Origin of the sequence: Metasolibacillus sp. FSL H7-0170, from assembly GCF_038593115.1 — a bacterium.
Lineage (GTDB): Bacteria > Bacillota > Bacilli > Bacillales_A > Planococcaceae > Metasolibacillus > Metasolibacillus fluoroglycofenilyticus.
In genome coordinates, this window is sequence record NZ_CP151964.1 from 3504893 (window position 1) to 3520150 (window position 15258).

At 36.0% G+C, this 15258-nt stretch carries 17 protein-coding genes, 1 pseudogene and 1 riboswitch; of the genes and pseudogenes, 13 read left to right on the top strand and 5 right to left on the bottom strand.

Features of this window, described 5'->3' with window-relative positions:
• Positions 1-14 precede the first annotated feature (14 nt).
• From MHH70_RS16385 to MHH70_RS16445, 13 genes and pseudogenes are all read left to right on the top strand, one after another.
• A complete protein-coding gene (locus MHH70_RS16385; RefSeq protein WP_066166969.1) occupies positions 15-452 on the top strand; it encodes a PTS sugar transporter subunit IIA in 438 nt (145 codons plus the stop codon).
• Position 453: 1 nt separating this feature from the next.
• Positions 454-1614 carry a mannitol-1-phosphate 5-dehydrogenase gene (locus MHH70_RS16390; protein ID WP_342472003.1) on the top strand — a complete coding sequence of 387 codons (1161 nt, stop codon included), beginning with the start codon at positions 454-456 and terminating at the stop codon, positions 1612-1614.
• A gap of 23 nt (positions 1615-1637) precedes the next feature.
• Complete coding sequence (locus tag MHH70_RS16395; protein ID WP_107943236.1) at positions 1638-1907, top strand: phosphocarrier protein HPr; 270 nt, start codon at positions 1638-1640, stop codon at positions 1905-1907.
• Positions 1904-3622 carry a phosphoenolpyruvate--protein phosphotransferase gene (gene ptsP, locus MHH70_RS16400; RefSeq protein WP_342472004.1) on the top strand — a complete coding sequence of 573 codons (1719 nt, stop codon included), beginning with the start codon at positions 1904-1906 and terminating at the stop codon, positions 3620-3622. Before MHH70_RS16395 ends, ptsP begins: the two co-directional genes overlap by 4 nt.
• A 606-nt stretch (positions 3623-4228) precedes the next feature.
• Positions 4229-4462: a glutaredoxin family protein gene (locus tag MHH70_RS16405; protein WP_066166957.1), complete on the top strand. Its 234-nt coding sequence runs from the start codon at positions 4229-4231 to the stop codon at positions 4460-4462.
• A gap of 120 nt (positions 4463-4582) precedes the next feature.
• Complete coding sequence (locus MHH70_RS16410; RefSeq protein ID WP_342472005.1) at positions 4583-5188, top strand: carboxymuconolactone decarboxylase family protein; 606 nt, start codon at positions 4583-4585, stop codon at positions 5186-5188.
• A gap of 244 nt (positions 5189-5432) precedes the next feature.
• Positions 5433-5846 carry an OsmC family protein gene (locus tag MHH70_RS16415; RefSeq protein ID WP_342472006.1) on the top strand — a complete coding sequence of 138 codons (414 nt, stop codon included), beginning with the start codon at positions 5433-5435 and terminating at the stop codon, positions 5844-5846.
• A complete protein-coding gene (locus MHH70_RS16420; RefSeq protein WP_342472007.1) occupies positions 5839-6474 on the top strand; it encodes a TlpA disulfide reductase family protein in 636 nt (211 codons plus the stop codon). Before MHH70_RS16415 ends, MHH70_RS16420 begins: the two co-directional genes overlap by 8 nt.
• A gap of 82 nt (positions 6475-6556) precedes the next feature.
• Positions 6557-7192, top strand: coding sequence for a hypothetical protein (locus MHH70_RS16425; protein ID WP_342472008.1), 636 nt, complete (start codon positions 6557-6559; stop codon positions 7190-7192).
• 4 nt (positions 7193-7196) lie between these two features.
• A complete protein-coding gene (locus tag MHH70_RS16430) occupies positions 7197-7952 on the top strand; it encodes a cytochrome c biogenesis protein CcdA (RefSeq protein WP_342472009.1) in 756 nt (251 codons plus the stop codon).
• 16 nt (positions 7953-7968) lie between these two features.
• On the top strand, positions 7969-8538 hold the full coding sequence (locus tag MHH70_RS16435) for a TlpA disulfide reductase family protein (protein ID WP_342472010.1): 570 nt from the start codon (positions 7969-7971) through the stop codon (positions 8536-8538).
• Positions 8539-8552: 14 nt separating this feature from the next.
• Positions 8553-9236, top strand: a pseudogene (locus tag MHH70_RS16440) (response regulator transcription factor).
• Positions 9237-9595: 359 nt separating this feature from the next.
• Positions 9596-9699, top strand: a riboswitch (SAM riboswitch).
• 75 nt (positions 9700-9774) lie between these two features.
• Entirely contained in the window at positions 9775-10512 is a 738-nt protein-coding gene (locus MHH70_RS16445; RefSeq protein WP_342472011.1) for a cyclase family protein, read from the top strand.
• A gap of 286 nt (positions 10513-10798) precedes the next feature.
• On the opposite strand, the gene MHH70_RS16450 is transcribed toward MHH70_RS16445, so the two are convergent.
• The 5 genes from MHH70_RS16450 to MHH70_RS16470 form a co-directional block, all read right to left on the bottom strand.
• Positions 10799-11155, bottom strand: a complete 357-nt coding sequence (locus MHH70_RS16450; protein WP_066166926.1) for a helix-turn-helix transcriptional regulator — start codon at positions 11153-11155, stop codon at positions 10799-10801.
• A 694-nt stretch (positions 11156-11849) separates the two neighbouring features.
• A complete protein-coding gene (locus MHH70_RS16455) occupies positions 11850-12629 on the bottom strand; it encodes an IclR family transcriptional regulator (protein ID WP_342472012.1) in 780 nt (259 codons plus the stop codon).
• Positions 12630-12655: 26 nt separating this feature from the next.
• Positions 12656-13642 (bottom strand): ABC transporter ATP-binding protein, encoded by a 987-nt coding sequence (locus MHH70_RS16460; RefSeq protein ID WP_342472013.1) that lies wholly within the window; start codon positions 13640-13642, stop codon positions 12656-12658.
• A gap of 33 nt (positions 13643-13675) precedes the next feature.
• Complete coding sequence (locus MHH70_RS16465; RefSeq protein ID WP_107943228.1) at positions 13676-14596, bottom strand: glycine betaine ABC transporter substrate-binding protein; 921 nt, start codon at positions 14594-14596, stop codon at positions 13676-13678.
• Between the two features lie 22 nt (positions 14597-14618).
• A complete protein-coding gene (locus tag MHH70_RS16470; protein ID WP_342472014.1) occupies positions 14619-15254 on the bottom strand; it encodes an ABC transporter permease in 636 nt (211 codons plus the stop codon).
• Between the last annotated feature and the right edge of the window lie 4 nt (positions 15255-15258).

Consider the following 15258-nt stretch of genomic DNA (forward strand, 5'->3'; position numbering starts at 1 on the left):
GGAGGCGTTTTATAATGGCATTATCAATTTTAGTAGAAGAAAATATTTTACTTAATCAACAATTAGCAACAAAGGAGGAGGCAATTCGTTTAGCAGGGCAAATTTTAGTAGATCGTGGCTATGTAGGAACAGACTATATCGAAAAAATGTTAGAAAGAGAAGAATCACTATCCACGTTTATGGGCAATTTTGTAGCAATTCCACATGGTACAGATGATGCTAAAAAAGAAGTGAAGGAATCGGGCATTTCAATTATTCAAGTGCCAGAAGGTGTAGATTTTGGGGATGGTAACATCGTGAAATTGATTTTTGGTATTGCTGGTAAAGGCGATGACCATTTAGATATTTTATCGAATATCGCAATTGCTGTTTCGGAAGTAGAGAATGTAGAGAAGATTGTGAGCGCTACTTCAGCGAAGGACATCCTTTCCTTTTTCGAAGGAGTGAACTAATATGAAGGCTGTTCATTTTGGTGCTGGAAATATCGGGAGAGGCTTTATCGGCTTATTGCTACATCAATCAGGCTATAAAACTTGCTTTGTAGACGTGAATGAAGAGATTGTTGATTTATTAAATAATAAGCATCAATATACTGTAAAGCTTGCAGAAGCTTCAGGGGACGAGCTACTAGTCGAAAATGTTCATGCGATTAATAGTTTAAAAAACCCTGAGCTTGTCGTTGATGAGATTGCGAATGCAGATATTGTCACTGCTGCGGTAGGAGCTAACATTCTTCCATTAATTGCAGGATTAATTGCGAAGGGCTTAAAAAAACGCCTTACGCAATATAAAACACCTTTAACAATCATTGCATGTGAAAATATGATTGGTGGTAGTGCTTTTTTAAAGGAAAAGGTATATGAAGGGTTGACGAATGACGAAAAAGTCCAATTCGACATATACTTTAGCTTTCCAAATGCGGCAGTGGACCGAATTGTTCCAAACCAAACAAATGCAGATAAGCTAGCAGTAACAGTAGAGCCGTTCTATGAGTGGGTTGTGGATGAGTCCGAGATAAATGGAGCTACTCCTCAAATTCAAGGAGTTACATTTGTTCAAGACTTAGAGCCATTTATCGAGCGTAAATTGTTCACTGTCAATACAGGACATGCTGTTGTGGCTTATTTTGGTTATTTAGCTGGGATTCGCAATATGCATGAGGCGCTTGCAAATGCTGAAATAAGAGAAATCATTGAACGTGTTTTGCAGGAAACAGGCAGATATTTGATTGCAGCCTACTCCTTTGATGAAAAGGTGCATGCGGCATATGTACAAAAGATTATCGGTCGTTTCGCTAACCCATATATTTCGGATGACACGACAAGGGTAGGGCGTTCACCAATGCGTAAGCTTAAAAACAATGACAGACTTGTACGTCCTGCAATTAAATATGTAGAAATGTTCGACGATATTCCAGAGTATTTAACGAAAGGAATAGCCGCAGCCTTACATTATGATTTTAAAGAAGATGCAGAGGCGAATGAAATACAGGAAATGATTGAACAAAAGGGTATCGAATTTGCAATTGAAAAAGCTACGAGTTTACAGCCAGATACAGGGCTTTTTAAAATGATTCACAAACAGTATGATGACATGTCTTTTAAGAAAAATTAAACGATTTAAGGGAGCGGATACTTATGGCAAATCACACATACACAGTAATAGCGGAATCAGGAATTCACGCTAGACCAGCATCAGGAATTGTTCAAATCGCTTCAAAATATGTTTCAGATATTTTCATGGAGTATAAAGAGAAAAAAGTGAATTTAAAATCGATTCTTGGTGTTATGTCTCTTGGTATAGGGCAAGGAGCAAGCATTTCTATATTTGCCGAAGGAACTGACCAGCAGGAAGCAGTAGAGGCAATAGAAAGCTACCTTAAATCAGAAGGAATTATTGAGCTATGATAGGAAATTTAAAAGGAATTGCTGCATCTGGTGGCGTTGCTATCGGTAAAGCATTTTTAATGATAGAACCAGATTTAACGATTACGAAAACGACTATAGGAAGTAAAGAAGCTGAGGTCACTAAATTTTATGAGGCAGTAAATGCAGCAAAATTAGAGTTAGAAAAAATTCGTAAGCGGGCGGAAATTGATTTAGGGTCCGAAAACGCTGCTATTTTTGATGCACATTTACTCGTGCTTAGTGACCCTGAATTATTAGGAGCTGTTGAAGGGAAAATAAACGACGAAGCAATGAATGCAGAAGCGGCTTTGCAGGAAACTGCCGATACATTTATCATTATGTTTGAACAGCTTGACAACGAGTATATGCGTGAGCGAGCGGCGGATATTCGCGATGTTACAAAGCGAGTAATCGCCAAGCTGTTAAATGTAGAAATTCCGAATCTTGGATTAATGGATGAGGAAGTCATTATCGTTGCGGAAGATTTAGCACCATCGGACACAGCACAGCTAAATAGAGCATTCGCCAAAGGGTTCACAACAAATATGGGCGGGCGCACATCACATTCCGCGATTATGGCTCGCTCTTTAGAAATCCCTGCGGTTGTTGGCACAAAAAGTGTAACAGCTACTATTAAGCAAGGGGATTTAATAATTGTCGATGGAGATAATGGCGAGGTCATCATTAATCCTGACGCTGATATGATTGAGCGCTACAAAGCGAAAAGAAGCGAGCAAGAAGCTGAGAAGCAGGCGCTTTTATTGCTTAAAAATAAGCAAACAATTACACAGGATGGCATACATGTTGAAGTAGCGGCAAACATCGGGACGCCAAAAGATGTAGCAGGCGTACTTGAAAACGGCGGAGAAGGAATCGGACTGTATCGTACGGAGTTTTTGTATATGGAGCGAGATTCATTGCCAACTGAGGAAGAGCAATTTCAAGCATATAAACAAGTGCTTGAACAAATGGGAGATAAGCCAGTTGTTGTTCGGACATTGGATATTGGGGGAGATAAACATCTTCCATATTTAGATTTACCTGAGGAAATGAATCCATTTCTTGGTTTTCGAGCAATTCGACTTTGTCTAGAGGAACAGACGATTTTCAGAACGCAACTACGTGCATTATTGCGTGCAAGTAATTTTGGAAATTTGAAAATCATGTTCCCAATGATTGCAACTTTAGAGGAATTTAGAGAGGCAAAGGGGCTACTACAAGAAGAAAAAGAACTGCTTCACCAAGAAGGAATATTCGTATCAGAGGATATAGAAATTGGCATTATGGTAGAAATCCCTTCGACAGCAGTATTAGCAGACCAATTTGCACAGGAAGTGGACTTTTTCAGTGTTGGCACAAATGATTTAATTCAATATACGATGGCTGCAGACAGAATGAACGAGTCTGTTGCCCATTTATATCAGCCGTATCATCCGGCTATTTTGAGATTAGTTAAAATGGTCATCGATGCGGCACATGCTCATAAAAAATGGGCAGGCATGTGTGGAGAAATGGCTGGGGATTCAATTGCTATTCCGTTATTGCTTGGATTGGGATTAGATGAATTTTCGATGAGTGCACCGTCCATGCTAAAAGCAAGAAAGCAAATCAATCAGCTTTCGCAAGCGAAAATGAAGCAACTTGTAGAAACGGCTTTGACAATGCAAACTTCCGAGCAAGTGAAACAATATGTTAAAGAAACGTTAAAAATATAATTAATTATAAGAAAGGGGACGTCTTAACAGTCATTTTGAGGCGTCCCCTTTGCGGTAGGGGTAGTGACAATTGCAAAGCGATAGGTACAATGGTTTTAGCGAGTATTTAATAGTGAAGCGATGGTTGCCTAAAATGTGCATACTTTTTTGAGAGCGCAATGAAAATTTACTTTTTTACTTTGACTCGGAAGAAAATCCTCTAAACTCATTGTTTTTTTGCATTTTCAAAGAACCCTCTTGTTATTTTAATTGAAGAAACACTACCAGTGGCGTCTAAAATGTTAGCTATGCAGAGCTTTGGGGCGCTACTTTTTGCGTTGTATGTGTAATTCTTATTTGCTCCTGCTACACCTTTAGAAGTACAAGCAATAAGCCATTAATTTCCCTGTAAAAAGTAGATAAGTTTTTTCAGTTGACATATATTTTTTTATCAACTAATATACTGGTAGGGGTATAGATAAAGTAAATAATACCCACTTTAATAAATGGAGTTTCTATTTATTTTTTTAGTAATTTTTATACCCCTATAGGTATGTTGTAGACATAGGAAACCAATTAATTTTTGGTGTGAAAATGGCTACAAATATTAGTTGAGGAGAGATGAAATTGAATACAGTAACGGTTTATACAACAACAAGATGTCCGTATTGTGTTATGTTAAAAAACTTTTTGTCTGAACAAAATATTGCATTTGAAGAGGTGAATGTTGAGACGAAACCCGACATTGTGCAAAAGCTTTTAAACACAACAGGACAAATGGGTGTACCTCAGACGGAAGTGAATGGTCAATGGTTTGTAGGCTATGACCCAAATAATATTATGAAGGCATTAAAAAATTAATCTTAGTATAGGTCGTAATCGGTAAACAACAACTAAAATGATTGAAAAATTCAACTTTATTCAGTTGAGAAAATTAACTCGACTGAATAGGGTTGATTTTAATCTTTTATATAGGAGGAGATGAAAATAGTAGAACAGGAACTTTATAAAAAAATTTATGACGTGAATGAATTTTATACTGCTCTTTATAAAGGACTAAGAACATTCAAATATATGAAAAAGAATAAAAAGAACAATGAGCTGTCCTCACATTTTATTGAAAGGATTATGCTGGCTGTAACAGAAGTGAATGGCTGTGAGATTTGTTCATATGCACATACAAAATATGCTTTAGAACAAGGTATGAGCAATACAGAAATAAAAATGCTTCTTTCAGGGGATACGGATGGGATTTCTGAACAGGAAATGACGGCGATTATTTTTGCGCAGCATTATGCAGATACGAGAGGGAATCCTACTAGGGAAGCATGGAATCATCTAGTGAAAGTCTATGGAACAGATAAGGCATTAGGCATTTTGGGAGCAATTCGTGCAATAATGGCTGGGAATATATACGGAATTGCAATAAGCGCATTTAGAAGTCGTATGAAAGGGAAAAAGATTGAAAAGACCAATTTATTATATGAAATAAAAATGCTGATGAGCATTATTATTTTTTTACCTATTGCTGTAATTCATGGATACATATCAAATCTATTTAAGGCTCCTGTTATTAATTTTAAATAACTTCCTTTATTACAGTAGACATATGAATTTATGACATGCGGGAGTGTTTGGACACCTGCTGAAATGGATTTAAGGAATGCAGTCATCTTACTACCTATAGAGTGGGGGAAACTTCGCCTTACTACCAGAAAAAAATATGTGCTCCTGCGATTACTCGTCGCAAAAAAATATTGCTGAGAGAAGTTAGATTTTAACGAAATTTTCACATTTCCATTCCATACTACAGAAGAAGGGAGATGTGAAAATGAAATTTAGCTTTGAAAATGATTGTTTAGTAGGGTATTTAAAATTTGGTAATTTATATGCGTCGCCAAATAGTTTGAAGGGGTATAAGCCTTATGAATTAATGTTAACATCTTTAGTTACGTGCAGTGGTGCATTACTTGTAAAATTACTTCAAAAAAAACGGATAGCATTTACAGATGTGTCTTTTATAGCAGAAGGAAATCGAGATCCTGATATAGCAAATCGAATTGAGTCCATTAAAATTACAGCATATATTACATTTGAAAATGTTATTGCAAAGGAACAATTAGAGAAAATTGAACAGCTAGTAATAAAAAATTGCGGGATGCTGCAAACGATTATTGATTCTGTAAATGTTACTTATAGCATTCAAACTAAGCCGGCTTATGGAGAGGGGGATGCTTATGATTAAAAAGTATTTCCCTCTCGTAATCATAGTATTATTAGGTTGCTATGCAATTTTCGACTTTTTATTAAAAGAAGAGATGCTGGAAACTGAAGTATCGAGTGAACAAGAAATCTTGGATGAGCCTTCTAAAGATACATCTGATGATTTGGCTGAAGCTAGCTTTATAGAATCTAGCCAAACTACACCCAAAATTGAAGTTGCCCCAAGCTTTGAATTATCAGATTTGACTGGAGCAACTATTAATCTTTCCGACTTCAAAGGAAAAATCGTGATTTTAAACTTCTGGGCCAGTTGGTGTCCGCCATGTAGGGAAGAAATGCCGCATATGCAAAGTTTTTATGAAAAAAATAAAGAGAATAACATAGAAATAATTGCTGTTAACCTTACGAATCTTGATTCGGGACAACAAGCGATTGAACAATTTGTGCAAGATTATGGATTAACATTTCCTGTATTACTAGACGAGAAAGGGAATGTCGGGTTAATGTACGAAATTATGACGATACCGACGAGCTATATTTTAGATGCTGAAGGACGAATTTTCCAAAAAATAATTGGCTCAATGGATGAACAAATAATGGATGATATAGTTAATGCAATTCGAATGTACGACCAAGAACACGGGGAATAGAAATTACCCCGTGTTTTCCTTTTTGAGGGGCATTCATCAAATTTTCATATTTATATATTAACGTATAGGCTGGAGGTGACAAATGGCTATCTTTGTAAAGCTTATTTCTATAGCTACTATTTTCTTTAGCGTTGTTGTAGGTCTAATTCTTTATTATTGGCTAAGTTCATCTAATAAAGAGGAAAAGAAACAACAATCGGAGGAAGTTATTAATTTTTTGATGAATTTTATTATTTTTATGTGGATAGGAAAAATAATAATGAATTTCCCACTTTTTATAAAAGACCCCCTTGCTGTTTTGGCCTATCCAGCTGATTCAACTTCGTTTTATTTTGCAATTATAGGAAGCATTTTACGATTAGTTTATCAACGAAAAAAGATACAGCTTCCAATTTTTATAGCTGCCCTGCTTCCTGTTATTTTAGCCGCATCATTTATGTTTGAGTTTATTCAATTTTTGCAGGATAGCAATTTATACTCTTTAGTGAATATGATTTTTTATATGTTTCTCTTAAGCATTTTTTATTACTTAAATGAACGTATGCCAGCGTTAATTTTATTTTTAATTCTTTTAATGAGTTGGTTTGTTGGAACAATGATGATGTTCTTTACACAGCCATACGTATTGTTCTTAGGGTATTTATTATCTTTGCCGTTTATTTTAATATTCTTTTTATTCAATGTTGGTGTCCTGATTTATATAAAAATAAAGAGGTGACGAAATGATTATAGAGACAGATACAGTCCTTTTAATAGGAATTTTTTTAGCATTTGGGGCGGGGGCCATTTCTTTTTTATCACCATGTGTATTACCTTTATTTCCTGCCTATTTATCCTACATTACAGGAATTAGTGTGATGGAAATTCAAGCAGAACAAACTGTTGCCATTCGAAAAAAACTATTAAGCCATTCTGTTATTTTTTTAATTGGAATTGGCGTTGTTTTTATTAGTTTAGGTGCCAGTGCTTCTTATTTAGGACAGTGGTTACAACAGTTATTCGTAGGAAATATTGCGTTACTTATACAGCGACTTGCTGGGATATTTATAATCTTTATGGGGTTAGTCGTTGCGGGATGGTTAACAATACCAACCTTCATGAAGGAAAGAAAACTCCACTATACAAAAAAATCAACGAGCTATTTAGGGACATTCTTTGTTGGATTAGGTTTTGCAGCAGGCTGGACACCCTGCATCGGTCCGATTTTCGCATCGATTTTGCTGTTAGCTGCAACAAATCCAAGTCATGGTCTTCTCTATACGTTTATGTATGTAATTGGTTTTGCAGTGCCGTTTATTGTTTTAACATTTTTCATCGGTTCATCCAAATGGATTGTAGGCAAAACGGGAATCATTATGAAAGTGGGAGGGATTATGATGATTCTTATGGGCATCCTTTTATTCTTCGGGCTAATGCCTCGTTTAAGCGCTTTTTTATTAAGGTTAATTGATGGAACATGGCTATCTAATTTAGGATAGGAGGGAGCATATAGTAGTGAAAAAAGTAGTATTAAGCTTATTTTTAATTGCAATGGTTGTTTATGCATTAGTTGAATATATATCAGCTCATTCTAGTCGAGTAAGTACAAATACACCTGTTATTTCTTCTAATACTGATATGGAAATTACAGAGACAAATAATGTAGGTATTAGACGTGGGAATATTGCGCCTAATTTTACGTTGGAAACACTGGAAGGTGAGACTCTTTCACTTTCAGAATTTAAGGGGAAAAAGGTATTCCTAAATTTTTGGGCTACTTGGTGTCCACCTTGTCGAGCAGAGATGCCGGATATACAAAAATTTTCTGAAGACGAGGATGTGCTCGTTTTCGCTATTAATTTAACGCATACAGAAGATTCTTTAATAACTGTTAATAATTTCATTCAAGATAAAGGGTTCACTTCTCCAGTTTTAATTGATAAAAATGGAGAAGTCGCTGAACTGTTTCGGGTTCAGGCCTATCCGACATCTTATATGATTGATTCAAACGGGAGAATTCAGTACGTGGCATTAGGCGCACTGAATTACGATTTGATGGTTAAAGAGTTTAGGAAGTTAAAGTAATTGGGGGTGTCATTTTGAAACAAAAGATTTTAGTAGTTGAAGATGACCAAATGATTCGTAATTTAATTAAGATTTATTTACAAAAAGAAGGATATGAAGTGGTGGAAGCAACGGATGGAGAAATGGCGAAGCATGTATTTCTAACTGAGCATCCATGCTTAATTATTTTGGATTTAATGCTTCCAAAAATCAGTGGAGAACAATTATGTGAGTGGATTAAAGAGCAAGAAAGAAATGAAGTATCTATTATTATGTTAAGCGCAAAAGTACAAACTGCCGATAAAATTCATGGGCTTCGATTAGGTGCAGATGGTTATATAACAAAGCCGTTTGACCCAGAAGAATTGCTTGCTCATGTAGAAGCGATATTAAGGAGAACAGGTCAATTTTGTCAAAAAATTTCATACGGTGGGTTATGCATTAAACCAAGAAAGGGGGAGGTTGTTTTATATAATTAAAAAATTCACCTAACAAAACACGAATTCCAATTACTGTATTATTTTATGGAGAATCCGAACATTGTCATACCGCGTGAAAACTTGTTGGAGCACTTATATCCACATCTTGAAAAAGAGGTGATGGAAAGAACCATTGATGCACATATAAAAAAACTTCGCGAAAAGATTGAAGAGAATTCTAGTAAGCCAAAAAGGATTCAAACAGTTCGTGGAATGGGGTATAAATTTGTTACGGAATAAACTGACGTTGTTTTTTGCCAAAGAAGTTTTATGGCGCTTAACTTTAGCGAATAGTTTCATAATCATTGCTTTTATTCTAGATAGGTTCAAGCAATGGAAATATTTGTTTTTACATAGTAGTAATATATAGGGTACAAAAGAATGATTATCTCGAGAGATAATAGGAGTATTTTATATAAAATATGCCGAATTTAGCATATAAAAAGGCATAAGAGGGAATTTGCCCAATTATTGTAGTAGCGATAATTTATCCTTTATCTATGCAAGCACCCTGAGAGTAAGAGGAATAAATTAAAAAATTAATTCATATAAAACTTGTAGGATAAGAAGGGATATGCTACAATAAAAAATAATTTCATAGCTTATCGAGAGAGATTGAGGGATTTGGCCCGATGACGTCTCAGCAACCAGCTACATGTAGTATGGTGCTAATTCCAATGGGCGATAGCCTTAAAGATGAGCGTAAACGATTAATAGGAATCGAAGCTCTCTTTGTAAAAAGGGGGCTTTTTTATTTTAAAGAAAGCAGGGATGTACAATGACAAATGATTTACTACAGGCAATTGAAGTATTAAAGGGGAAGAAATGGGTGGATTTAACACATACATTCGGGCCAGATTCCCCTCATTTTTTCATGTTTGAGGATGCGAAGTTTGAAACGCTGTTTTCACATGATGAAGGCTTTTTTGCGCAGCAATTTTCATTCCCAGGTCAATATGGTACACATATTGACCCACCGATTCATTTCGTGCGTGATACACGCTACTTAGATGAGTTAAATTTGAAGGAGCTTGTGCTACCACTCGTTGTTGTTGATAAGTCAAAGGAAGCGAAGGAGGATAATGATTTCACTTTAAGTGTACAGGATATTTTAGCGTTCGAGGCTGAGCATGGTGAAATTGAAGCAGGTACATTTGTTGCCTTGCGCACAGATTGGAGTAAGCGCTGGCCGGATAAAGAAGCATTTAATAACAAAGATAAGGAAGGGAATAATCATATTCCAGGCTGGGGTTTAGAGGCACTACAGTTTTTATTTAAAGAGCGTAAAGTGAGTGCTGTTGGACATGAAACATTTGATACTGATTCTGCTGCAGATTTCCTCAGAAATGGTAAGCTTGAGGGAGAATATTTTGTACTTGAGCAAGATACGTATCAAATCGAGCTATTAACCAATTTAGATCAGCTTCCAGCAAAGGGAGCCGTTATTTTTAATATCGTACCAAAGCCGGAAAAAGCATCTGGCTTCCCAGTGCGCTCATTTGCAATTTTACCTTAAATAAGGGAGGAGGGCTAAGAAGTTGTCCGAAAAGTCCATTTTGTTTTGCCACCGCATTGAAATCAGTGTTTTCATCGCTTCCCTTTTACTGAAGGATAACACTGCTAAAGCCAATGTTCATCCCATTTTTAAAAGAGGAGTTTTCTATTTATATGAATCAGCATTTTGCGAAGCATCATCGCTACTGTCCAAAATGCCGGCTATGCACGGCTTTTTGGACAGTCCCACGCTACCTCTCCTTTTTAAGAATGCACACGTAAAATAGTAATTCTTCTTGAAATAGCCGTTATTTTTTCTCGTTTAGAGTGGCTATAAATTCTTTTGTTGTGTTGTAAATGTATTGGATTTCTTTAGTGGAAAGCCCCTTTAATAGCTCTTGCTGATAATATATCAACGTTTCCTTTGTTTCAATATCTGGTGATTTCGCTACATCCCCAAAATTGAAAAGTTCGTGTAAATCAATTTCTAAAGCATTAAGTATATTTTCTAAAGTGCTAATTGTTAAATTAGCAACTCCTCGTTCTATTTCAGAAATACGTGGTCGTGTTATACCCGCCCTCTCACCTAATTGCTCCTGAGTAAGGTTTTTACGTTTTCGATAGCGTTTTATTTGAGTTCCCAGTAAAATATTCAGTTTGGACATAGTGTTCACCTCTCCTAGTACTAAGATTAGTGAACTTGTACCAGAAAATATGTACTAATATAGTGTCCTTAATAATATTATGTATACTATAATGGTTCATTTATGATGAAAGGGTATTTTAATGATTAGTTTTTAGCAAAAAGTAAGATTTATTTAGTCGATTAATAAGACTTATAAACGAGAAAATTACGATAAAATCATTTTCCATTTGTAATTTTAACTGCTATTAGCAAAGTTATTTGCGACGAGTAACCGCAGGAGTATATTATTTTTATACCGATAGCTACAGAAATCTCCCACTTCTATAAGTGACAAGATGAATGCAAGCATTAGACTTGTTTCAGTGGCTCTTCAAACACCCGCTGATAATGAGGAGCTAAGTACGTCCCGTAACAGGAACTAAGTGTCTAACATCGTGTAGGTCTAAGCGCCAGTGGATGTTACAGATTTTGAAGGGAGCTTTGCATGATGCAGGTCAGTTAACCGCTGGTGCATGTCGTGATGGTTTTAATTCAACTTCCTTGAAATAATCTGGAAGAGAGGCGTAATTGATAATAGCAAGAAACGGTTTGAAAATCCATGTTTGCAATCTTTTATAACGGCATATGATTTACTATATGTTAGCTCTTTCGATAAAAACAAAAAGTGTCTGAAAAGCAGTGCGTTCGCATGTTTTTCAGACACCTCTCTATAATTATGGGAGATTAAGACTTTTTGAAATTTCATTTGCTTCATGGACGGCACGAACACCGGCAGACATAACTTTGTCTCGGGTAAAACGGAAGCCCGGTCCAGCGATTGAAAGAAAGGCAATCATATTACCTTCCGGGTCGAAAATGGGCGAGGAGATGCCATTTTCATTTTCATCGAGTTCGCCAAAGGTTGTTCCGAAGCCGCGTTCACGAATGATTTGCAGCTCTTTTTTGAGCTCCTGTGGGTCTGTCATTGTAAATGGTGTCACTTGTTTTAATGGTTTTTCTAAGTAAATATTTAATTCTTCTTCTGACCAGCTGCTTAAAAATAACTTTCCATTAGAAGAAGAGTGTAGTGGTGACATTTCATTTACATAATCTGCAATACGAATACTATGGGATGGATTAATTTGTTCAACCGTCAGTATTTGTGATGACTTAGGAACACCTAACAAGACAGATTCTTGGAAGAAATCACGTAATCGCTCCATACTAGGTAATGCACGGCGGATTAAATGACTATAATTATCCGTGTTTGCCGCTAATCGAATGATTTCATAGCCTATTTGATAGCCTTTCGTTAAAGGGTCTCTTTCGATTAGGTTATGGCTTTCTAGTGTTGATAGCATGCGCCAAACTGTAGTACGATTCATGCCTGTTGCACTAACTAAATCTGCTAATTGAATAGGAGAGCGATTATTTGCAATAATTTTTAGTAAAGAAATTGCTCGATCCACTGCCTGTACTGTAGGGCCTTCGATTTTATTCATACGATTATTCATAACAAATTTGCTTCCCACCTTTTATTTCATAGTAGTGAAGGTGATTGACTCTCATCAAGTGTTAAAGCCTTTAATAATTGATCAAAAGAAATCGTATCAATTTTTGTATTCGTATCATCATAAATAGTAAACTCTTTTTTACCTGTTTCTACAAACCTTGCGAAAACGTCTTTAACAGAAGTATTTATATGGAATCCATCCTCGAAAAATACGGAGCTTAACTCACTACTGCTCGAATAATTTATTATATCACATAAACGAAGAAGATTCATACGTCGGTAAATATCGCGATCGCCAACTAATTTTTTGACAAATTCAGTTCGGGGATTTGTAATGATTTCATACGGTGTATCGAATTGTACAATTTCCCCTTTTTCCATAATAATGATTCGGTCTGCTAATCTAATTGCTTCATCTACATCATGAGTGACAAATAGAATCGTTTGCTTCAATTGACGCTGAATTTTATGCAGTTCATCTTGCAGGCTAGTTCGTGTAATCGCATCAATTGCTCCAAACGGCTCATCCATTAGTAAAATCGAAGGATTAGCGGCCATTGCGCGGGCAATACCTACACGTTGCTGCTGACCTCCCGAAAGCTGGCTTGGATAGCGCTTTCTAAATTGACTAGGGTCGAGATGAACTAATGTTAAAAGCTCGTCTACCCGTTTCGTTATTGCTTCTTGTTCCCATTTTAATAATTGTGGGACAACTGAAATATTTTGTTCTATCGTCATATGAGGAAATAAGCCATTCTGTTGAATAACGTATCCAATTTGTCGGCGAAGCTCCTCTGGCTTAAATTTCATTACATCTTGTCCATTTATTTCAATAGAGCCTGAAGTCAGTTCATAAATTCGATTCGTCATTTTTAATAATGTTGTTTTTCCACAACCAGAAGGACCTAAAAATACGATGAATTCGCCCTCATTAATCGTTAAATTAATATTATTTACGGCAGGAGCTTGTGCATTTGGATATTGTTTGCACAAATTTTTATAGACGATACTCATTTTGAACCTCCATTCATATCAAATAGATTGACGTTAATTATTTTTTAATAAGTTATGTTCTTTTAAAAATGCTGTTGCTACATCTTCTACTTCTTCCTTTGCATCGCCATCAATTTGCCAGTTCATTTTTTGAACCGCTTCATCTGTTAATAATGGAGCAAGTTCGTCTAAGCGCTGTTGGATGGATGGATAAGCTTTTAAAATATCTTCGCGAATCAATGGGGCAACATTGTATGCAGGGAAGAAGTCTTGTTCATCTGCAAGTAGCTTTAAATCGTAACCGCTAATTTGGCCATCTGTACCAATGACTACTGTTACATCAGATTCATCTTCTAGTAATGGTTGGTAGCGTAAGTTATAGTCGATTTGGAATTGCTTTTTAAAAGTGAAGCCACCTTGGTCAGCATATAGTTTTTGAAGACCTAATAAGCCATCCTCGCGTAAATCGAATTCTTGTGGGAAAGATAATATTAAGCTATTTGCATTGTCAGCTAAATCACTAAATGTTTCGATTCCGAGCTGTGATGCTAAGTCCTTTTTCATTGCAAAGCCATATGTGCTGTTGTGTGCTGCGGGCTCTAAGTACTCTAAGCCGATTTTTTTGAATTCTTCACGTACATAATTTAAAACCTTTTCTTGGTCACGCTCCACTGGCTGTTGGAACATCACTGTTAATGCTGTCCCTGTATATTCAGGATAGATGCTTAAATCTCCTTTTTTCAGCGCTTCATATGTTGGATTTGTACCACCTAAAAACAATTTACGCTCTACTTTGATGCCCTCATCTTCTAATATTTGCGCATACATTTCACCCATCAGTTGATTTTCCGTGTTGTCTTTTGAACCGACAATAACTGTTGGTTGGTCTGAATCACCTGATTTAGAAGAGCAAGCAGATAAAACTGAAATAGTCATTACTGTGATAAATATTAGAATAAGCTTTTTAAATTTCATAATAGTAAATCCTCCTAAAATATTAGTTGTAGAATACGAGCTTTTTTTGAATAAAACTTAAAATAAACTCACTTGATATGGCTAAAATTGCTACCGGGACAGCACCTAGTAATAAAATACTTTGGCTCATCATCCCTACACCACTAATAATATAGTTTCCTAAACCACCACCTCCAATCATGACAGCTAATGTAGCACTTGCTATAACTTCAACATTTGCCGTACGAATACCCGTTAATACAATGGGGAGCGCTAGCGGTAATTCAATTTTTAAAATCGTTTGGAGTTTAGTCATTCCCATTCCATACGCTGCTTCTCGAATATTCGGATTAATATCACGGAAAGCAATATAAGTATTAATGATAATCGGTGGACACGCTAAAATTGTAAGCGCTAACACAGCGGGTTTAAAACCAACACCTAAAATAGGAAGTGCTAGTGCTAGTATAGCGAGGCTAGGAACAACGCGAATCATATTAATAATATCTATTACAAAAGGTGCTATATTTACTTTCCTTGAAATCCAAATGCCGAGAGGTACGCAAATAACAATAGCAATTAAAATGGCGGTTAAACTTAGCAGAACATGTGAACCTAAATTTGTATAAAATGTTGTTGAATTTGTTGCAAAATAATTTTTTATTTCGGTAAATAGCAAATTA

Bases quoted from the DNA above. Each gene is read 5' to 3' on its own strand.
- MHH70_RS16385 (WP_066166969.1), top strand. From the start codon at position 15: ATGGCATTATCAATTTTAGTAGAAGAAAATATTTTACTTAATCAACAA.
- MHH70_RS16390 (WP_342472003.1), top strand. From the start codon at position 454: ATGAAGGCTGTTCATTTTGGTGCTGGAAATATCGGGAGAGGCTTTATC.
- MHH70_RS16395 (WP_107943236.1), top strand. From the start codon at position 1,638: ATGGCAAATCACACATACACAGTAATAGCGGAATCAGGAATTCACGCT.
- ptsP (WP_342472004.1), top strand. From the start codon at position 1,904: ATGATAGGAAATTTAAAAGGAATTGCTGCATCTGGTGGCGTTGCTATC.
- MHH70_RS16410 (WP_342472005.1), top strand. From the start codon at position 4,583: ATGAAAATAGTAGAACAGGAACTTTATAAAAAAATTTATGACGTGAAT.
- MHH70_RS16415 (WP_342472006.1), top strand. From the start codon at position 5,433: ATGAAATTTAGCTTTGAAAATGATTGTTTAGTAGGGTATTTAAAATTT.
- MHH70_RS16420 (WP_342472007.1), top strand. From the start codon at position 5,839: ATGATTAAAAAGTATTTCCCTCTCGTAATCATAGTATTATTAGGTTGC.
- MHH70_RS16425 (WP_342472008.1), top strand. From the start codon at position 6,557: ATGGCTATCTTTGTAAAGCTTATTTCTATAGCTACTATTTTCTTTAGC.
- MHH70_RS16430 (WP_342472009.1), top strand. From the start codon at position 7,197: ATGATTATAGAGACAGATACAGTCCTTTTAATAGGAATTTTTTTAGCA.
- MHH70_RS16445 (WP_342472011.1), top strand. From the start codon at position 9,775: ATGACAAATGATTTACTACAGGCAATTGAAGTATTAAAGGGGAAGAAA.
- MHH70_RS16450 (WP_066166926.1), bottom strand. From the start codon at position 11,155: ATGTCCAAACTGAATATTTTACTGGGAACTCAAATAAAACGCTATCGA.
- MHH70_RS16455 (WP_342472012.1), bottom strand. From the start codon at position 12,629: ATGAATAATCGTATGAATAAAATCGAAGGCCCTACAGTACAGGCAGTG.
- MHH70_RS16460 (WP_342472013.1), bottom strand. From the start codon at position 13,642: ATGAGTATCGTCTATAAAAATTTGTGCAAACAATATCCAAATGCACAA.
- MHH70_RS16465 (WP_107943228.1), bottom strand. From the start codon at position 14,596: ATGAAATTTAAAAAGCTTATTCTAATATTTATCACAGTAATGACTATT.